The sequence below is a fragment of the Streptomyces sp. NPDC107528 genome (assembly GCF_055639295.1).
Window position 1 is genome coordinate 226844 of record NZ_JBVKAV010000002.1, and the last position, 18925, is coordinate 245768.

Consider the following 18925-nt stretch of genomic DNA (forward strand, 5'->3'; position numbering starts at 1 on the left):
GTGTCCGCCCCCTTAAGCCCGTCGTGCGTGCAGCAGCAGGATCGACGCGAGCGGCGGCCTGGCGCAGGCCAGCCGGTCCAGGGGGCGCAGCGGGCGCGGCACACCATGGAAGGGGGCGCCGGCGAGGCGTACGACGTCGAAGCCGGACGCGGCCACGAACTCCCGCAGCGCGCGGGCGGTGTAGAGCCGCAGATGCCCCACGACCTCACGCCCCGGCCGGCCGTGGATGCCCCGCAGACTGACCTCGGAGAACACCGGCTGCACCCCGGCCAGCAGCAGGGCGCGGTTGTACCAGGCGGCCAGGTTCGGGGTGGAGAGCATCAGATGGCCGCCGGGGCGCAGCACGCGGCGGATCTCGTCCAGGGCGGCGTCCGGGTCGACGAGGTGCTCGATCACCTCGCTGAACAGCACGGCGTCGGCGGAGCCGGTCCGGAACGGCAGCCCGCCGTCGGTGAGTTCGCCGCGGACGGCGTACGGGATCCGGCTGCGGGCCCGGCGCAGGGCGTCCTGGGACCAGTCGATGCCGACGATGCGGTGGCCGGGGAGGAACGGGGCGGCGGTGGCCGCGGCGGTGCCGTCGCCGCAGCCGACGTCGAGGATCGTGGCCGTCCGTTCGGCGGACGCCGGCCCCAGCGCCTCGGCGAGCATGCGTGCCTGGCGGCGGCTGCGGGGGGTGCCGGAGGCGACGGGGACGGCGGGGTTCTCGTAGAAGTCGCGCAGTTCGGGGGGTTTCACGGGGGAGGTCGTCACGGGGTCACCTCCGTGCGGTGCAGGTAGTGCTCGAAGAGGTCCCGCAGGTGGGCGCCGTCGCCGTGGCTGAGCAGGGCGCGCGACCAGCGCAGGGCGAGGTGGAGGCGGCCCGCGGTGGAGGCGGTGGTGACGGTGAGGCCGCGGGGCATCCGGGCGGGCGCCGAGAACCACACGGCGTGCGCGCGGCCGGCCTCCTCCCCGAAGTCCAGCGGGTACGGGATACGGCCGATGTTGCTGAGCAGCGTGGTCGAGGTCCAGGGCGCGGCGGCTCTGCGCAGGCCACGGGTGAGGGCGGCGCGGACGCCGACCGGTGCCCAGGGGGCGGTGAGGAGGGAGGCGCCGTGGCCGAGTTGGGGGCGCGGGAGGGACTTGAGGGCACGGGTGCGGGTGGCCGTGCGGTGCAGCAGGGCGGGCATGTCTCCCGGGTCATGCACGGCCAACTCGGCCTGACTGAAAGGGACTTCCACGAGCCTGGTGCCGTTGCCGATGGGCATGGTGGCGTCACGGGGGCGGTCGTCCACCGGCATCGTGATGCGCAGGGGACGGGTCCGGGCACCGTGCTCGCGGTTCCAGTGGGCGATGGTCAGCGCGGTGGTGACCATCAGCTGGTCGTTGACCGTGTAGGGGGAGCCCTTGGGGCGGTGGGGGAGGGGGAGTTCGGCGACGAGCATGCCGTTGCCGGGGGAGGGTTCGGGGGTGCCGGGAGCCACTCGGGCGGGGGGTGACCAGTTGGAGGGCGTTTCCTCGGTGAGGGGCTGGGTTTCGGTCGTTCGGGTGGGCGGGGCCGCAGGGGAGTTGTCCTTGCCTCCGTACAGCTCCGCGGCGGTGGCCACGACACGGAGGCAGGCGGGACCGTCCAGCGCCGTGTGATTGATGGTCAGGAACAGCACGGTCCCGTGCGACCCGCCCCCGCCCGGCCTGCCGGCAGTCGCGCCGCTCGGGGCGGCACGGGTGGACGCACCTGCCGCGCGTGGGTCCCCCACGGCGTCCGTCGCCTCGCTCCCCTCGACCGGCCCCGGCCCCTGAACCACCTCCAGCCGTATCGGCGGCGACAGCGACAGCGGCGGTGCCTGGGTCAGGGCCCGGGTGCGTGCGTCCCGCAGCGCGTCACGTCCCGGGGCCGGGAAGCTCACCACCTCCACGTCCGGTTCCGCGGTCAGCTCCCACTCGTAGCGGCGCCGGTACCACCGCCCCGGCGCCTCCCGCATGAGGATCCGGGGATGCCGGCGCAGTGCCTCCGAGAAGGCCGTACGCAGTCGCCCCGCGTCCAGCGGGCCCGGCAGATGGACCTCGATGTGCACCGTCTCCGGCTCCTCCTCCTGGAGGCAGTGCCGGGCGACCTCGTCCACGACGGGGAACGGAACGCGTACCGGCGGCCGCAGCGGACCTCCGGCGCGTGCGGGCTGCTGCAGTGCCGTCATGTGGCTTCGCCCTTCCCGGTCTTCCCGGTGTCGCCGGACTCCGGCGGGGTCTCGGGACCGGTCGCCCGCACGCGCGGTTTGCGGGGCGCGATCCGCGCGGTCGGCGCGTCCGGAACCGGCCCACCGGGACCGCGCGCGGACACGGTCGGCCCGGAGTCGGTACGGGGATCCGCCGGCCCCGGAGGCTCGGTCCCCATCGGACTGCGGCCCCGCTCCCGCTGCGGCAAGGGGCGCGTCGGCCGCTCCGGGGCGGCCGATCCGGGACCACCGCCACCACCGGCGACTGGCGGCAGCACAGCCGTGGAGCCGGGCAGACCCGATCCATGGTCGGGGCCGCCCGCGGATCCGGCTCCCGCCGCCGACTCCCGAACCCCCACCACACCGGCGAACAGCCCGATCAACGCCAGCAGTTGAGCCGCAGGCCCGAAGGCACCCTCCTGCGCGCCCACCGGCTCCCCGGCGCCGACCGCCGCTGCAACGCCCGCCCCCGCGAGCGCCACCAACGCGATCGGCACCAGCAGGGCATGCCTGCGCCACGCCACCAGCGCCAGGGCCGGTACCAGCAGGGCGAACCAGCCGGCGATGAGTACGCCCACCACCGTCACGGCCACCGTGCCGAGCCACAGGCCGGGCAGCGGCGGGGCCGGCTGGGGCTCGTCCGGGTTCGGTGCGCGGCGGCGCCACAGGGCCAGCCCGGCCAGCAGCGCGATCGCGACCGCGCTGCCGATCAGCCCGCCCTCGTACATCACCGCCGGCTCGTACGACAGCTCGACCGTGCCGCCGGCGCCCGCCGGGATCCGCCAGCCCTGCTGCCAGCCGTCCAGCCGTACCGGCGTCAGTTCCTTGCCGCCCAGGGTGGCGCGCCAGCCGTCGTTGAAATTCTCGTACGTGGTGAGGTAGCTCGCCGCGCCCGATCCGACGGTCACCGCGCGCCGGTCGCCGAGCCAGTCCCGTATCCCCAGCTGACGCCCGGCGGCCGAGGCCTCGGAAACCGTGCCGCGCGTCAGCGTCACCGCGGTCAGCGTGAGCGGCCCCGCGTCCCCTGCCTCGACTCGATGGTCACCCGGGGACAGTTGCAACTCGGCATCGTCACGCCCCTGCCGGCACAGCGTCACATCGAGCTGCCGCCGCTCCATCAGGTCCCGTACCGTTCCGCGCACACTCGTCCGGTACAGCTCCCCGTCCACCGCGACCACCGGCCCCTTCCCGCACGGCAGCGAGAACGGCCTGGACTCCCTCGGCTGCGGGGTCCGGTACTGGTCGAGGGCCGGGATGTAGGCCTCCGTCAAACCCACCGGCAGCCGTAGGTCCTCGTCGACCATCGGGTTGTAGAGGGTGAGCGGCGCGGTCTTGGTGATGGTGATGTCCAGCCGGTCGGTCGTGATGGGCGGGAAGCGGACCCAGCCGTTCTCGTCGACCCCGGCGATCACCGCACCGTCCGGCGAGCTGATGTGCACCTCGGTCGGACGCGTGGACAGACCGCCCGCCGGAGCCAGCACGACCTCTCCCACCGCCTGCTTTCCGGGCCAGCTGAGGTGGATCGTGGGCCGGTCGCCCGCTATCCACGCCGTGGTCAGATCGCCGTCGGTGAGGTTGCGCGGCGACAGTCCCGCCCCCAGCCGCGCCGTGGAGTCGGCGGTGGCGACGATCCGGTTCTGCTGCTCCGGCGCCACCTCGTACAGCAGCCGGTCCAGTTCCTCGCCCGGCACCGGCACGGCGCTCGCCCGTACCTCGTACGTCCCCGCCGTGGACGTGGTGAAGCGCCGGTGCAGGCCGGCCTCCGTTCCCGTCGGCGAGAGGCCCGTGGGGTCGGCCGTACGGGACAGGGAGACGATCTCGGCGGCGGCCCCCGACTTCCCGGCGTCGGCGGGCAGCCGCAGCAGCCGGGTCACCTGTACGTCCGGCAGGTCGATCTCGGAGAAGCCCGCCCCGGTCAGACCGGGCCGCCGGGACACGGAGTCCGTGATCGTCAGCTTCATCCAACTCGTCGCCCCCGGGGGCACCTTGACCGTCTGCGTGGTGCCGTCCGGCCGCAGGACCGAGCTCACCGCCCCCTTCTCCGTCTCCACCCGCACCCGCGTCGCCGCCTCCCGCACACCTTCCTGCGGCAGCGGCCTGACCTTGAACGACGACGGCATGTCGTACGAGCCGCCCGCGAACGCGATCCGCAGCCACTCGCCGACCGGCGACCCCTCGGAGCCCTCGGTCCACGCCGTGTCCGGGTTGCCGTCGAAGGCGTTCACCGGATCGAACTGCGGGAGGTGGAAGAGCCAGCTGCCGTAGGACGAGGCCGTCACCGACCGCGCGCCGCGCAGCTCGGCCACCGTCTGGTGGTCGAGGCCGGACGTCGGCAGGATCTGGTGCGGCTTCTCGCCCGCGTCCTGCGCGGCGTCGGGCGCGTTGCGCTCGCCGCGCGTGTACGTGTACGACGTGTTGGCGTTGACCAGCCCGAACCGGGTGTCCGCCCGCCGCAGCCCGTCGCCGATCACCTGCACCTGCGGTGAGCCGAGCCCCGGGTGGTTGTCGCCGGTCAGCACGCTCGCCCGGCCCCGCAGTTCGGACGCCAGCGGCAGCAGCGCCTCCGGCCCGCCGGAGACGACGGCCGTGTCGGCCACCGGCTGCAGCCCGGCCTGGTGCGGACGCGGCACGTCCGCCCCGGCCGGCTTGTAGATCTCCACCGCCCGCTGCCGCGGATACAGCCCCTCCACCTGCAGCGGAGTGCCCGGCGCGATCGTCCCGCCGGTCGTGATCGGCCCGAGGCCCGTCACCCGCTCGTATCCGGACTGCTCCAGGGTCCGCTTCACCGTCGTCGTCGGTATGTGGCCGATCTGGTCGGGGTCGAGGTCGTTGCGGACGACGACGTAGTGGATGCCGGCACGGCTCAAGTAGTCAGCCAGGCCCGGTACTTGGCCGCCGCTGACCAGCGCCTGCTCCACGGCGTCCATCGCGCGCCGGTTGCCGGGGGTGCCGAAGGGGACGTAGTCCCGCTGTGCCCAGCGCGAGTCGGCGAGGACATCCAGCGGCTGGTCGATGGTCGAGCCCCAGGTGTAGATGCCGTGCGCGGTGGCCGGCACGACGAGGGCGCGGGCATCGGGGGAGTACTTCTCCATCCAGTCGGCCGTGGCCTGCCAGTACTTGGGGATCTCCTTGAAGGACCCGGGGTTGAGGATCGAGCCGTTGAGGTACGGCCACATCAGCCCCGGCAGCACCAGCACGGCCGCGATCAGCGGAGCGAACCGCCGCCCCCGCACCTGCCGTGCCCCGCGCGCCTCTGCCGCCACGCCCGCCAGATGGGCGAGGCCCAGCACCAGCGCCAGGGCGAGCCCCGTCTGGAACTTGTAGATGTTCCGGAAGGGAACAAGACCGCCGTCCAGCCAGTCCTGCACCACCCCGTGGAAGGGCGCCCCGAACGCCCCGCCGTACCCGGCGAGCAGGATCAGCGCGACCGTCACCACGGTCAGCACCAGCCAGCGCCGCTCCGGCATGTCCCGCCGGGCCAGCCCCGCAAGCCCCAGCCCGGCCGCGAGGGCCGAGCAGACGATCACGACGACGGACGCGGCGACGGTCCATCCGGCCGGCAGCCAGGCCTCACCGAAGTGCAGATAGGCGACCCAGTTGCCGCCGCCGCGCAGCGCCTCCGTCGCCGCCATCGTCTCGGTCGTGGTCTGCGAACTCTCCACGTAGGGAAGGAAGTTCTCGCCGTATGTGCCGAGCAGCAGAAGCGGGATCACCCACCAGGCGGTCGCCAGCAGGACCCCCGGCACCCACCACGCGATCAGCTTGCGCTGCCGTGGCCCGGGCGGCCGGGAGAGCAGATACAGCCCGACGGGAAGCAGTGAGGCCAGTGTGGAGGCCGCGTTGACGCCACCCATGAACGGGATGATCAGCGCCGACCGCAGCGCGGCGACCCGCGCGGCATACCGCTCGTCGGTCAGCGGCAGCAGCACCCACGGCAGGAAGGCCCCGGGCAGCGCGGCAGCGGACGTGGACCCGACGACGACGGTGAAGACGGGCCACAGTGCATACGCCACGGCCGCGACCAGCCGCGACGCCCCACTGCCCACCCGCAGCCGCTCGGCCAGCCGCAGCGCACCCCAGAAGGCCACCGCCACGATCAGCGACAGCCACAGCCGCTCCGCCAGCCACACCGGCAGCCGTACGACATCGGCCAGCCAGTAGAACGGCAGCATCGGCCACAGATAGCCCGAGTACTGGTTCTGGATGCCGCCGAAACTGCCCTCGTCCTGCCACAACTGCCCCAGATCGGCGAGGAACTGCCCCGGATCGACGGTCACACCCAGCTTGGTGTCGAATGTCTGCCGCCCCGGCTGCACCGCCAGCAACAGCACGAACACCACGGCCCAGAACCCCAGCAGCCAGCGCCGCGAGCGCGGCCCCTCCGGCGGCCCCGAGGAGGGCGCGGAGGTGGGCACGGCTGCCGGGGGAGGAGCCTGGACCGTGGTCGTCGTCATGGTGGGCACCGCCTGAGGATGAGGAGGAGGTTCCAGGTGGCGAACTCGCGTATGCCGGGCGCCTTCACGACGGCCTCCGCGAGGAACGGCCAGTAGCGGGAGCGCGCCGAGACGACCTCTACGTCGTCACGGGCGCGGACCTGACGCAGGGTGGCGCCGATGTGCACGGCGAACAGGTTCTCGCCGAGGGTGTGCTTGGCGGCCCGTCCGGTACGGCGCAGGTAGCGGGCGCGGGCCCGCTCGGCACCGAAGTAGTGCCAGGGGGCCCACTCATGACCGCCCCACGGGGACAGCCAGTTCGTGAACGACACGTAGATCAGCCCACCGGGCCGGGTCACCCGTGCCAGCTCACTGAGGAACGTCTGCGGATCGGCCACGTGCTCCAGCACATTGGAGGAGAAGGTGACGTCGGCGACGCCGTCGCGCAGCGGCAGCAGGTACCCGTCGGCGACGACGGCCCCCTCGGGCGGCTTCACACCGAGTTCCGCCACGTCCGGCTCGAAGAGACAGGCGTACGCACCTCGCCGCCGGAACTCCTCCGTGAAGTACCCGCCACCGCCGCCGACATCGACGACGGTACGCCCGGAGACGGGACCGTCGTAGGCCTCGACCTGATCGACGGCGTCACGGGCGAGCAGCGAGTAGCAGGCTTCGGGATCGTCCTGTTCATGCAGGAACGCCCGGAAGAGAGCAAGGGACCGCCGAAAGGAGGGGTCCTTGGCAACTGGGGGTGGTGAAGCGCCCCCATAGGGGCGCGGGGCTGTGACATTTGCGGCTCCGCCGCGCGGGCGTGACCAGCCACGACGCACCGGCACTCGCGAGCCGGCCGACCCACTACGGCGTTTAGGCGTCACGGCGTACGGCCTCCGAGGCAACCGCAAGAAACTGCCGCACAGTCCGGTCCCAGCGATACCGCGCCGCCCGGTCCCGCGCAGCCTTGCCCATCAGCTCCCGGCGGTGCCCGGACAGCGCGAGCGTGCACCAGGCGGCGGCAAAGGACGATTCCCCGGCGGCAAGCACCCCCGTCTCTCCGTCCACGACGGAATCCCGCAGCCCGGGCACATCGAAGGCAATGGTCGGCGTCTCCCGGGTGGCGGCCTCGGTGACGACGAGCCCCCACCCCTCCACGGCGGACGGATGCAGCAGCAGCCACGCCGCACACAGCAGCCGATGCTTCTCCGCCTCCGAGACATGGCCGGTGAACTCGACGCCGTCGCCGGCCGCCCGCTCCAAGCGCTGACGCTCCGGCCCGTCCCCGACGATGACGAGCCGCCCGCCGGTCACGGGCCGCACTCGCTCCCACAACCGCAGCAGCAGATCGATCCGCTTGTACTCGACGAGCCGTCCGACGGCCACGAACAGCGGCTCCGGCGAGCGGTCGCCCAAGGGGCCGGGCTCCTCCACGCCGTTGTGGACGACACGGATACGTTCCCGGTCGACGCCGATTCCGCGCAGGGCCTGCGCGGTCGACGGAGACACGGCAACCATCAGACTCCGCTGCTGCGCACCGGTCAGCGCCCAGTGCTCCAGTCTTCGCCCGAGCCGCGCGGCAGGCGCCAGCGCCCCGCCGAACCGCATCTTCCACAGATCGGTGTGTACATGGTTGACCAGGCACAGCGTCGGCCCGCGATGCCAGACGGGGGCGAAGTACGGCATCCCGTTGCAGACCTCGACCAGCAGATCGCAGTCGCCGACCTGACGGGCGAAGGCGGACCGGGCGCGCAGGTAGTGGCCGTAGGAACCGCCGGCGGACACGACCCGGTAGTCGCGGTAGGCCGCGGGGCCCCCGCACAGGAGGGTGACCTGGTGGCCGAGGTGGGTCAGGCCGTCGGCGAGGCGGTCGACCAGCAGCTCGGAGCCGCCGGCGGATCGGTTGCCCAGGTCACGGTGGGCGAGAAAAACGATTCGGCGCGGATGTGGGGGAAGCGCCGGAGGCTGTTGCTGCGACGCCCAGGGAGGGGTGGCGCGATGGGGGTCCCCCCGCTCGAGCGAATTCGAGAACGGGGGAGGGGAGGGCACGTGCTGGGGCATGTGTGCTCCAACTCGTCTCAGGGTGCGGAACTCAGCGTGGGGGAGGGAGGGTTTGGTTCCTGTGGGGAGATGCGGGGCTTCTCGGACGTTCTCGGGGTTTCTCGGCCTCTTACGGTCATCTTGCGGGGGCTGTGAACAGGCTGTGTCCGGGTGGGGGTGGACAGTTTTCGCCCAGCAGTTCGCCACGGCTACTCACCGGCGTGACAATTTCCGGCTTTATTAGAGCTGACGTCACGTCACATTGTGAGCGACGGCTGGGGCATCTCGACCGTACCGGGCGCTTCAGGGCGCTTCCGGCCCCGTGCCACCAAAACGCCACCCACCACCACAAGCACGAATCCCGCCCCTGCAGTCCCGATCGGCAGCGTCTCGCCCACCGTGCGCAGCAGACTGCTGTCCCGCTTCGCCTGCCGTACGGCCTCCTTCTGCGTGGCCGTGGTGAACGCGATCTTCTCGCTGTCCAGCAGCACCGCCGCGTCCTTCTCGCCGCCGGGCGCCCGCAGGGTCCGGCGCGGGCCGGTCTGCGCGTAGATCACACGGCCGGTGGCCTGATCCACGACCAGCCTGAACCCGTGGTTGGAGTACCACTCCTCGGCCAGCACCTGCGGCCGGTCCGGCTCGTCGACGAGGGTGCCGGGGACGAGCCGCGTGCCGACCTTGCGGGGCGCGACCGTGCCGGTGAACCGGTATCCCGTGTAGCCCTGGATCTTCTCGGTGCCGTCGTACCGCAGGGTGATCGTGGTGCCGCCGGTGTTGTCCCACCACTGGTAGGAGCGTTTCTCCACGTCGAACGGGAACTTCAGATACGCCTCGCCCTCGATGTACGGCGTCTCCTCGCAGCAGTGCACCGGCTTCGTCGTCGTACGGTCCATCACCCAGCGGTGCGGGGTGAAGTCCAGCGCGTCGTGCGGGTCGTCGGCCGGCAGCGACTTGTCCGTGTCGACGGTGGTGATGACGTCCCAGACGGCGTTGCCGCTGCGCTCACTTTCCGCCACATTGCCGCGCACGCGCTGGGTGACGGTGATGTTCTGGTCCGGCACGGTCTCGACCTTGTCGGTGTCGAAGACGCTGCCGGTGCCCTTGTAGACGGCGGTGGTGTCGATGTCGATGGGGTTCACGGCGGCACGCGGGGCCACGTACCAGGCGAGCATGGGCGCCAGTACCAGCAAAAACGTGCCGAGGCCCAGCAGAATCAACGAGAGAGGTGAGGCTGTACGGCGCATCCGGCACTCCTGGGAGGTTGACGCATGATCGATGCACTGTCGGTGCACGGTCGTTGCCTGGCCGTTCTTGGGCCGGGAACCGTAGGCGCCCCTTGACGGAGTGTCAATGTCTTGACGGGATGTCCCGGCTTGTCGAGACTGAAGCCGACAGGCAGGGGTCGGACAAGGCTGGCACCACCGGGGTGGGGACGACCTCCGGATGCAGAGAGGCTGACCCTGCGATGTCCAGACTGCTCGCCGCCGCGCTGACCGTCGTGCTCGCCGCCGTACTCGCGGTGGGTGCCGCGCTCGGCGTCGTCGCGTTGCTGGAAGCGACACCCGACCAGCCGAACACACCCTTGATCACGTACGAGCAAGCGGGCCAGGGGAGTTGACCGTGGCAGCGACCCGCTCCACGGCATCCACGGCATCTCCCGCCGCCACGGCTTCCCCTGCCGCCCCGGCCGTGCCGGCCCGCTCGGCCTGGCGTGACGTACCCCGCTTCCAGGTCCGCCGCTTCGCGGAGCTGGTCATGGCGGACGCCCCGGCCCTCGCCGAGCAGATCCTGCGCGAGATCCAGCGCGAGTACCCCCAACTGCCCGTCGTCCTCGACGAGTCGGGCGAGCCGATGGCCCTGGTCGGCATCCGGCGCGCGATCGAGGTCTTCGTCGAGCACCTGGAGAAGTCGGAAGGCCGCCCGACCGTACCGCCGGGCGTCTTCCAGGACTTCGGCCGCGGCGAGGGCTACAACGGCCGCTCCCTGGACTCGCTCCAGGCGATCTACCGGTTGGGCGTACGGCTGGCCTGGCGCCGTTTCGCCGAGATCGGCCAGCGCGTCGACATTCCGCCGCCCGCGATGTACGAGCTGGTGGACGCGGGCTACGAGTACCTGGACGGCCTGGTCGACCAGTCGGTGCGCGGCTACGCCGAGGCGGCGGCACGGCAGGCGGGCGAGCGGCTGCGTCTCCAACGCCGCCTGATGGAGCTGCTGTTGGCCGAGCACCACCGGGGTGATCCGGCGGACGCCCTGACGGAGCGGGCGGCCCGGATCGGCTGGCCGCTGCCCGAGAAGGTCGCCGTGGGCGTGCTACTGCGCCCGGCGCGGGAAGCGGTGGCGCCGGCCGTGGGGCAGGGAGTGCTGCTCGACATGGAGTACGAGCAGCCGCGCATGGTCGTCCCCGAGCCGGACGCCGGCGGCCGCCCCGAACTGCTGCACCGGGCCCTGACCGGCTGGTCGGGCGCGATCGGCCCTCCGGTGCCCCTCGCCGACGCGGCGAAGTCGCTGCGCTGGGCCGAGGCGGCCGTACGCCTGATGGAACGGGCGCTGCTGCCGGCCGGCGACGTCCTGTACTGCACCGAGCACACGGAAGCTCTGGTGCTGCTCCAGCCCGAGGAACTGATCGACGACCTGGCGGTGCGGTGCCTGGCACCGCTCCAGCACTGCGGTCCCACGCACGGGCGGCGGCTGGCGGAGACGTTACTGGCGTGGCTGGAGACCAGGGGCGGGGCACCGGAGGTGGCGGCCCGTCTGGGAGTTCACCCTCAGACGGTCAGGTACCGCCTCCGCCAGATCCGGGAGCTGTGGGGCGACGAGATGGACGACCCGGATCGGCGGTTCGAGCTGGAGTTGGTGTTGCGGGCCCAGCGGTTGAGGGGGGCGCTGGGGGAGGCACGCAAGTAGGAGCTGCCGCTGTGCTCAGAACCCGACTGTGTCCGCTTCTTCCCCCGTCGGTCTGCCGTCGGTCCCCCGTCAGGTGGTCTGGCGGGCGGGCTCGGTGCGGCGGGACGGGGTGCGGGCGGACGCCGCGCGCAGGCGTCGGCCACGGCGCGTGAGCCCCCAGGGCTTGAGGATCGAGATCACCGTCATGAAGACGTACGCGGACAGCGACACGATCGGCCCGAACAGAACGTCCCCGGCGTCGGGCAGCGGCCCGCCCGCGGCGACGGCCTCGACGGCGGAGTTCACGCCTGGGCGCAGCGCGAAGACGGTGGCGACGGTCGTGCCCAGGGTCACCCAGAACTTGACGTAGACCCACCGGTGCCGCGCCAGCCCCCATTGCGTGCCCAACGACAGCACGAGCCCGCTGAGCAGCGTGAGGAAGGCGACCGGCAGCAGGAGCCAGTCGGCGAACAGCTTCATGGCCCGCACGGACGCCTCCACGGTCACCGCGGACCCGGTGGTGGCCGCGGTGACCCCGAGCGCGAGCAGCCCGACCGTGAGCCCGAGCCAGCCGGCGGAGGCGACGACATGGACGACGAGGGCGGCCCGCCGGGCGGGCCGGCTCAGCTTCCTCGACGAGGCGGACGACGCGGACGACACGGATGGCGAGGAAGGCGAAGAAGGCGAAGAAGACGAGGAAGGCGAGGAAGACATGGCACCACCGTGCCGGGCCAGGCCTGCGAGGGCGTCTGACGGCGGGAGTAACCCCGCGTACTGACCTCGGCGTACCCGGCGCCTCCCTCCCTGCTCCGTTCGCCATGCGAGGGCGATGAATCCGGCCGCCGGGCCAGGTCATCAAGGGAGCAGCGGGGATACGACGAGACAACGCCCCGCTTCCGAGCAGAGGAGACCCTGATGCGCCAACCGTCACCCCACCCCGCCCTGCAACAGCTCGACGCCTTCGTCGGCGAGTGGGACCTGTGGGCCCTCGGCCGAAGCGTCGGCCCCTTCAGGACGGAGTTCGCCTGGCTGGAGGGCGGCGCCTTCCTGGTCCAGCGCTCGGACGTCGTCCCCGAGACGTCCCTCCCCGGCGACTGGGGCCCGAACGCCCCCTTCCCCACCGTCTCCCTCATCGGCTACGACGACACGGCCGACGAATTCACCGCCCTCTACGCCGACGGCCGAGCCGTCGCCCGCACCTACCGAGCCACCATGACCGCCCGCACCTGGCACCAGTGGCGCTCGGCCCCAGGCTTCCACCAACGCCTCACCGCCACCATCAGCCCCGACGGCAACACGATCGAGGGCCAGTGGGAGCAGTCTCCGACGGCGAGCAGTGGACTACGGACTTCGACGTGACGTACGTCCGGAAGGGGGCGGGGGAGCCGCGGAGCTGAGAGTGACTGACCGATGGGGCCGGCGTGACAGGAATCGAGCCGGTCCGCGCAAGGCCATTGCCGGGGGAAACGCACTTTGAGTAGCCTGTGTTCGTTATTCCGATCGGCTGTTGAAATCTCGAACGCAGCCTCGCATGCAAGGGAGGGGGCCGCACGTGGGACGCCTCGTACCAGCCGTGACCCGGGCTCTCGACATTCTCGAGCTCTTCCTCGACGGGGACGGGACGCTCTCCGCCCCCGACATCGTGCGCAAGCTCCAGTTGCCGCGGACCACCGTGCATGAGCTGGTGACCACTCTGGCCGCTCGGTCGTACATCGTCCAGGTGCCGGGGCAGCCGGGACGGTACCGGCTGGGCGTACGGCCGTACCAGCTCGGCAGCCGGTACGCCGAGCAGCTCGACCTCGCGGCCGAGGGGCAGCAGGTGGCCCGGTCCGTGGCGGAGACGTGCGACGAGACCGTGCACGTGGCGATCCTGGAGGGCACGGACGTCATCTACATCGCCAAGGTCGACTCGACGCACGCGGTGCGGATGGTGTCCGCGGCGGGCCGTCGGCTGCCCGCCCACTGCACGTCCGTCGGCAAGATGCTGCTGGCCTCCCTTCCCGACTCGGAGCTGTCGTCCCGTATCCCCGACGGGGCCGAGCTCGTCGCCATGACGCCCAACAGCATCACCGACCCCGGCGCCCTGCGCGAGGCCCTCGCCGAGATTCGGCAGCGGGGGATCGCCGTCGAGAGCCGGGAGTCCAACCCGGACGTTTCGTGCGTGGCCGCGCCCGTGCGGGACCGTACCGGGCAGGTCGTCGCCGCCCTCTCCATCTCCGTGCCGATGATCCGCTGGAGCGACGAGCGGCTCGCCGAGCTGGAGCAGCTCTCCGCCAAGGGTGCCGCCGAACTGTCGGAGCGCCTGGGGCACCGGAGCGTTGCGTGAGGGCGCCGTACGAGGTGGCGGTGCGCGCGGAGGCGGAACTCGGTGAGGGGCCGACCTGGGATCCGGCGAGTGGCCGGCTGGTCTGGATCGACATCCTCGGTGCGCGGATACACACCTACGACCCCGTCTCCGGGCGTCGCACGGTCCGTACGACCCACCAGCACATCGGCGCCGTCAAGCCGCGCGCCGGCGGTGGCCTCGTCCTCAACCTGCGGGACGGCGTGGCCGTGCTCGACCCGGACCACAACTTCCGCTGGCTGCATCACGAACCCGTCCCCGGCCGCCGCGCCAACGACGCCGCCGTCGCGCCCGACGGGTCCCTCTGGGTGGGCACCATGCGCTACGACGAGGCGGCGGGCGGCGGCACCCTGTCCCGGATCACCGGTGAGGCCTCCGTCGAGGTGGTCCTCGACGACGTGGCGGTGAGCAACGGCACGGGCTGGAGCCCGGACGGACGGCTCATGTACTACATCGACTCCCCGACGCGTCGTGTCGACGTCTTCGACTTCGCCGGCGGGAGGCCCGTGAACCGGCGTCCGCTCGTCGAGATCGAGGACGGCGCCGGGTTCCCGGACGGGCTCACCGTCGACGCCGAGGGCTGCGTGTGGGTGGCCCTGTGGGACGGCGCGGCGGTACGGCGCTACACACCGGCCGGCGAGCTGGACCGGATCGTCCCGCTGCCCGTACCCCGCGTGACGGCCTGCACCTTCGCCGGCCCCGACCTGACCGACCTCTACGTCACCACGGCCCGCGTCGGCCTGGCCTCGCCCCCCGCCCTGTCGGGCTCGGTGTTCGTGGTGCCGGGGGCCGGGAAGGGGCTGGCGCAGCCGGCGTTCACCGGCTGACGCGGCCTGTCGTCACGGGACGCGGGCCGGCGCGGCCTCACATCCGGGATCTCAGCACGTCGACTTCACCGCCCGGCGCGGACGGGTCGAAGCCGTGCTCGATCAGCCAGCGAACCCCCAGCAGGCTTCGCAGCGACCACCACGCGTGGATCACGTCGAGGTCGACGTCGGTGCCGTACCCGGCGATGACGTCGCCGAGGTGTTCCTCGTGTCCGAGCGTCAAGGTGGCGAGGTCGTACAGGGCGTCACCCTGGCCCGCCTCCGACCAGTCGAGGATGCCCGTGACCTCGTCACCGTCGACGAACACGTGAGCGATCTGCAGATCGCCGTGCGTGAACGCCGGCGTCCACGGCCGGAGCGCGGCCTCGGCGACCTGACGGTTGCGCGTGACCAGGCCGGCGGGCAGGACACCATGCGTGACGAGCCAGTCGCACTCGCCGGCGAGCTCCGCCACCAACTCGTCGACGCTCCGGCCGGCCCGGCCGGGCCGGGGAGGCAACGGCGCGTCGTGCAGCTTCCGGACGGCGGCACCCGCGGCGGCCCACGCCGCCGGGGACGCGGTCGACGGCTCGCCGAGGCGGCCGAGCGCCGTCCCCGGGACCGCGGCGATCGCGAGCACGGGCGGCTTGCGCCACAGGACCTTCGGGGTGGGGACCGGTGCCATGGCCATCGCCTCGACCTCGACGTCGATGCGCGCCTGATCGGCGTCCACCTTCAGGAACACGTCGCCGACGCGCAGGGTCGCGCGCTCGGAATGGGCGACGACCACCTTGACCTCATCCATGGCGACGAGTATCCCGATCGACCGTCCGGGTCGCCGCGAATATCGCGTACGGTCCCAACAGCCCTACCCCAGCCCTGCCGCCTTCCGCTCCTCCGCCGTCAACGGCGGGCCGTTGAGCGCCGGCTTGAGCGGGCCGATCGCCGCGGCCAGTAGGACGGACGGGGACAGCAGTACCTCGGCGGTGCGCTCCAGGGACGTCACGTCCGTGACGCGGCGGGCGATTCGGCCGTTGCCGGTGGCGGTGTGCATGAGGCGGTCCACGTAGGCGGCCACGAGCCGTTCGCGGAGGGTGGGGCCGGTTTCGGTTGCGCCCGGGTAGAAGACGTCCTGACCGATGGCGAGGTCCCAGGCCGCGCCGACCGGGCGGGCCACCGCCTTCTGGACGCGGCGTGACAGGCCCGGTGCGGCCCAGCCCTGACGGCATATCACGTCCCGCAGGATCAGGGTGCTTTGGGCGGCGACCGCCAGGCCGTGCCCGTAGACCGGGTTGAACGCGGCGAGGGCGTCGCCGAGGACGACGAAGTTCTCCGGCCACACCGGCATCCGCTCGTAAAAGTAGCGGCGGTTGACGGTGGCGCGGGTGACCGAGACGTCGGACAGCGGCTCGGCGTTCTCGAGCAGTTCGCCGATCAGCGGGTGCCGTAGCTTCTCGCGGGCCCACGGGACGAAGTCCTCGGCCGCGTCGGTGGGTTCGCCGCCCCGGGTACCGGACAGGGTGACGATCCACCGACCGTTCTCGATCGGCAGCAGGAAGCCCGCCCGGCCCGGCCCTCCGGCGCGCGGGTCGGGCTGTACGTTGACGACCGGGAAGCCGTCCCTGGCGTCCTCGGGGGCAAGGTAGAGCCGACTGGCGTACGCCAGCCCGGAGTCGACCTCGCGCCGCTGAGGTGCGGGAAGGCCGAGGGCCCTGAGCCACCGCGGTGCCCCGGAGCCGCGGCCAGTGGCATCGACGACCAGGCCTGCCTGAAGAATGCGCTCGGCGCCGTCGTGCGCCCTGATCCGTACGCCTGTCACGGCGGCGTCCGTACCGGCCAGTGCCACCGCCTCCGCCCGCTCGACCAGTTCGATCCGCTTGTCGGCGAGGACCTGCGCCCGGATCGTCGCGTCCAGCAGATCCCGGCCGGCCAGGATCACATGGTGGGACTCGGGCCAACGCCGGAACCAGCCCCGCGCCGACATCGCCACCACGTCCGTCGTGACCGGCAGCCGGCGCGCCCCGGCGCCTCCGAGCACCTCGGTGACCCCGGGAAGCAGCTTCTCCATGGCCCGGACCCCGCCCGACCACAGCATGTGCGCGTGCCGCGCCTGCGGCAGCCCCTTGCGGGGGCCGGGGTCGCCGGGCAGGGTGTCCCGGTCCACGACGAGCACACGGTCGACGAATCCGGTGAGCGCGCTGGCCGCGAGCATGCCGGTGTGGGATCCCCCCAGGACGACGGCGGTTCTGACGTCTGGGGCGGGGCGTTCATTCATGCGGGGGCACTCTCTGCCGGGGCGGTCGCTCGGGCGCGTACCGCCTCGATGTCGTTGGGATGGCGGAGGGCTCGGGACACGGCCTGGATCTCACGCAGCAGATACGCGGTGTCCGGGCCGGACGGGGAGGTGTCGGCGTCGGCCTTCGGTGACCGCTGCCTGATGTCGACGGCGTCCAGGATCGTCACGGCCGCGGCGAGGGCCTCCGCCCGGGTGGGTTCGAAGCCGAGGGCGAGGGCCGCGTCGTACGACCGTCCGCGCAGGTTCTCGTCGAGGTGCCGGGACACCTGCAGGAGTCCGTCGCGGACGAACGTCTCTCGGCGGATCAGCCGGAGTTCCGGGGTGCCGCGCAGGGTGAAGGGCTCACGGGCGCCGTTGACGGACCGCATCAGCACGGAGAGGGGACGCAGGTGCCGATGGCGTCGCCGGATGCGCCAGCGCTCGTGCAGGTACTGGCCGGCGTGCGGGATGATGAAGCCCACCGCGACCAGGGAGGCCGAGACGCAGGCGGCCGACGGCGCCAGGTCGGTGCTCAGCCAGTCCAGGTCGTGGCCCGTCCACCGGGCGACGACGGCCGTGAGCTTGGACGCGTCGAAGAGCAGGTTCGTCGCGTAGCCGACGCCCAGGAACCGCAGGCCCGCGCGAAGCCAGGCGTCGAGGCCCTCGGTGCGGATCCAGTTCCAGATCAGCCGTGCCGTGATCGTGCAGGCCACGGTGTGCGCGAGCAGGTAGAGCAGGATCTGCTCGCGCATGAAGGGTGTCGTGGCGTAGTACGTGTCCAGGTCCCGTAGTCGTTCCACGGGAGCGTCCGCGAGCGCGAAGAGCGCCCACAGGGTGATGACCACGCCCGCGTAGACGGAGACGACCCAGCGGGTCGCCCGGCGGGTGGCGGCCGAGCGGTTGGACAGGCCGTTGCGCCAGGCGATGATCATCAGCAGCCAGGACGCGCACAGCGCGGTGATGAGCGAATACACCCATGGGGCCGAGATGTTGGGCACCCTGGTGACGCGGTTGGTCCAGGCGATGGTGGCAGGGGCGGCGAAGACGAACACCGCGCAGGCGAACAGCAACAGGCCGCCGACGGCGCGCAGCAGGGGGTCCCGCCACATCCTGAGGATGCTGGGCAGCTTGATCGCCAGGGCGGCGGCCAGCGCGACGGTGGGGATCCAGAAGGAGATGTGGATATCGCCGAAGAGCTTTGAGGAGGTCGACGCCAGCACGGTCACCGCGCCGTCCTCCCGCTCCCGCTCCCGCGGTAGCCCATCGAACGCTGCACAGGCCCGAGCGGCGCGTCCGCGCCCGGCCCCGACAGCAGCGGCCGGAACGCCGCCGCCAGCCGGTGCCCGAAGTCGTCCGCCTCGGCCTCGTCCCGCTCCCGGGAGCCGTTGCGGGCGGCGACCGCGAGGGCGATGCCCTTCCAGCCGGGGGTTCCGGCGAGCGCGTGCGCGGCGGCCGTGCCGTCGGTGTGGTGGTGGCCGTGGCCGGCGTGCATGTGCCACAACTCATGGCCGAGGATGACCAGTTGCTGCATCGTCTCGGCGCGCTCCTCGACGATGACCAGGTCGAAGTCCTGGAACTCCACCCACAGCCCGGTCACCTCGATCTCGTCGGGGAACCGCTCGAACCGCAGCTCGACGGGCCGTCCGCCGCGCCGCGCACTCATCTCCACGCACAGCGCGTGGCACAACTCGCGTACGTCGGCCGGGGGGTGGGGTCCGGCACGCAGGGCGGCGCTCAGCTCGGAGGCCAGCTCACGCATCCCGGAACCGGAACCGGAACGGGAGCGCCGCAGCCGCAGCAGCGCAGCGACCCGGGCCGCCCTCGTGCGCGCGCCCGCGATGTCCATCGCACCCCCAGTTCCTCCGCCTGTCGGCGGGCTGTTCGAGCCTACGCGTCCGGAAGTGTCCCCGTCATGTGGTCCGGCGGCTGTGGTTAAACGGGGAACGACCGCGGATGAGCCGGGG

At 72.3% G+C, this 18925-nt stretch carries 16 protein-coding genes; 5 read left to right on the plus strand and 11 right to left on the minus strand.

The genetic code is table 11. From position 1 onward, the window contains the following. Positions 1-12: 12 nt before the first annotated feature. From ACZ7L5_RS06090 to pgfA, 6 genes are all read right to left on the minus strand, one after another. Complete coding sequence (locus ACZ7L5_RS06090; RefSeq protein WP_471514818.1) at positions 13-750, minus strand: class I SAM-dependent methyltransferase; 738 nt, start codon at positions 748-750, stop codon at positions 13-15. Continuing rightward, on the minus strand, positions 747-2171 hold the full coding sequence (locus ACZ7L5_RS06095; protein ID WP_471514820.1) for a condensation protein: 1425 nt from the start codon (positions 2169-2171) through the stop codon (positions 747-749). Before ACZ7L5_RS06095 ends, ACZ7L5_RS06090 begins: the two co-directional genes overlap by 4 nt. After that, positions 2168-6643 (minus strand): alpha-(1->3)-arabinofuranosyltransferase domain-containing protein, encoded by a 4476-nt coding sequence (locus tag ACZ7L5_RS06100; protein WP_471514822.1) that lies wholly within the window; start codon positions 6641-6643, stop codon positions 2168-2170. The genes ACZ7L5_RS06095 and ACZ7L5_RS06100 overlap by 4 nt, the downstream gene beginning before the upstream one ends. After that, positions 6640-7458 (minus strand): class I SAM-dependent methyltransferase, encoded by an 819-nt coding sequence (locus tag ACZ7L5_RS06105; protein WP_471515821.1) that lies wholly within the window; start codon positions 7456-7458, stop codon positions 6640-6642. The genes ACZ7L5_RS06100 and ACZ7L5_RS06105 overlap by 4 nt, the downstream gene beginning before the upstream one ends. Before the next feature lie 28 nt (positions 7459-7486). Beyond that, a complete protein-coding gene (locus ACZ7L5_RS06110; RefSeq protein WP_471514824.1) occupies positions 7487-8674 on the minus strand; it encodes a glycosyltransferase family 4 protein in 1188 nt (395 codons plus the stop codon). Between the two features lie 236 nt (positions 8675-8910). Continuing rightward, a complete protein-coding gene (gene pgfA / locus ACZ7L5_RS06115) occupies positions 8911-9897 on the minus strand; it encodes a cell envelope lipid trafficking protein PgfA (RefSeq protein WP_471514826.1) in 987 nt (328 codons plus the stop codon). Between the two features lie 221 nt (positions 9898-10118). On the opposite strand from pgfA, the gene ACZ7L5_RS06120 reads away from it, so the two are divergent. Continuing rightward, a complete protein-coding gene (locus ACZ7L5_RS06120) occupies positions 10119-10271 on the plus strand; it encodes a hypothetical protein (protein ID WP_004001513.1) in 153 nt (50 codons plus the stop codon). A gap of 71 nt (positions 10272-10342) precedes the next feature. After that, positions 10343-11557, plus strand: coding sequence for a PucR-like N-terminal domain-containing protein (locus ACZ7L5_RS06125; RefSeq protein ID WP_471515823.1), 1215 nt, complete (start codon positions 10343-10345; stop codon positions 11555-11557). 69 nt (positions 11558-11626) lie between these two features. On the opposite strand, the gene ACZ7L5_RS06130 is transcribed toward ACZ7L5_RS06125, so the two are convergent. Next, entirely contained in the window at positions 11627-12196 is a 570-nt protein-coding gene (locus tag ACZ7L5_RS06130; RefSeq protein WP_471514828.1) for a DUF2269 domain-containing protein, read from the minus strand. Positions 12197-12451: 255 nt separating this feature from the next. On the opposite strand from ACZ7L5_RS06130, the gene ACZ7L5_RS06135 reads away from it, so the two are divergent. From ACZ7L5_RS06135 to ACZ7L5_RS06145, 3 genes are all read left to right on the plus strand, one after another. After that, entirely contained in the window at positions 12452-12895 is a 444-nt protein-coding gene (locus ACZ7L5_RS06135) for a hypothetical protein (protein WP_471514830.1), read from the plus strand. 193 nt (positions 12896-13088) lie between these two features. Further along, a complete protein-coding gene (locus ACZ7L5_RS06140) occupies positions 13089-13862 on the plus strand; it encodes an IclR family transcriptional regulator (protein WP_328881892.1) in 774 nt (257 codons plus the stop codon). Then, positions 13859-14707: an SMP-30/gluconolactonase/LRE family protein gene (locus ACZ7L5_RS06145; RefSeq protein WP_471514832.1), complete on the plus strand. Its 849-nt coding sequence runs from the start codon at positions 13859-13861 to the stop codon at positions 14705-14707. The genes ACZ7L5_RS06140 and ACZ7L5_RS06145 overlap by 4 nt, the downstream gene beginning before the upstream one ends. 37 nt (positions 14708-14744) lie before the next feature. Here the strand turns inward: ACZ7L5_RS06145 and ACZ7L5_RS06150 are convergent, their stop codons facing one another. The 4 genes from ACZ7L5_RS06150 to ACZ7L5_RS06165 form a co-directional block, all read right to left on the minus strand. Beyond that, entirely contained in the window at positions 14745-15491 is a 747-nt protein-coding gene (locus tag ACZ7L5_RS06150; RefSeq protein ID WP_471514833.1) for a phosphotransferase family protein, read from the minus strand. Positions 15492-15554: 63 nt separating this feature from the next. Further along, positions 15555-16961 (minus strand): NAD(P)/FAD-dependent oxidoreductase, encoded by a 1407-nt coding sequence (locus ACZ7L5_RS06155; protein WP_471514835.1) that lies wholly within the window; start codon positions 16959-16961, stop codon positions 15555-15557. Beyond that, the gene (locus ACZ7L5_RS06160) at positions 16958-18181 is read right to left on the minus strand and encodes an MAB_1171c family putative transporter (RefSeq protein WP_471515825.1); all 1224 of its coding nucleotides are present in this window, start codon (positions 18179-18181) and stop codon (positions 16958-16960) included. Before ACZ7L5_RS06160 ends, ACZ7L5_RS06155 begins: the two co-directional genes overlap by 4 nt. A 2-nt stretch (positions 18182-18183) precedes the next feature. After that, the gene (locus ACZ7L5_RS06165) at positions 18184-18807 is read right to left on the minus strand and encodes a toxin-antitoxin system, toxin component family protein (protein ID WP_471514837.1); all 624 of its coding nucleotides are present in this window, start codon (positions 18805-18807) and stop codon (positions 18184-18186) included. Between the last annotated feature and the right edge of the window lie 118 nt (positions 18808-18925).

What these genes read in the sequence shown, in the direction of transcription:
- ACZ7L5_RS06095 (WP_471514820.1), bottom strand. Translation starts at nt 2,171, where the DNA reads ATGACGGCACTGCAGCAGCCCGCACGCGCCGGAGGTCCGCTGCGGCCG.
- ACZ7L5_RS06100 (WP_471514822.1), bottom strand. Translation starts at nt 6,643, where the DNA reads ATGACGACGACCACGGTCCAGGCTCCTCCCCCGGCAGCCGTGCCCACC.
- ACZ7L5_RS06110 (WP_471514824.1), bottom strand. Translation starts at nt 8,674, where the DNA reads ATGCCCCAGCACGTGCCCTCCCCTCCCCCGTTCTCGAATTCGCTCGAG.
- pgfA (WP_471514826.1), bottom strand. Translation starts at nt 9,897, where the DNA reads ATGCGCCGTACAGCCTCACCTCTCTCGTTGATTCTGCTGGGCCTCGGC.
- ACZ7L5_RS06120 (WP_004001513.1), top strand. Translation starts at nt 10,119, where the DNA reads ATGTCCAGACTGCTCGCCGCCGCGCTGACCGTCGTGCTCGCCGCCGTA.
- ACZ7L5_RS06135 (WP_471514830.1), top strand. Translation starts at nt 12,452, where the DNA reads ATGCGCCAACCGTCACCCCACCCCGCCCTGCAACAGCTCGACGCCTTC.
- ACZ7L5_RS06150 (WP_471514833.1), bottom strand. Translation starts at nt 15,491, where the DNA reads ATGGATGAGGTCAAGGTGGTCGTCGCCCATTCCGAGCGCGCGACCCTG.
- ACZ7L5_RS06155 (WP_471514835.1), bottom strand. Translation starts at nt 16,961, where the DNA reads ATGAATGAACGCCCCGCCCCAGACGTCAGAACCGCCGTCGTCCTGGGG.
- ACZ7L5_RS06165 (WP_471514837.1), bottom strand. Translation starts at nt 18,807, where the DNA reads ATGGACATCGCGGGCGCGCGCACGAGGGCGGCCCGGGTCGCTGCGCTG.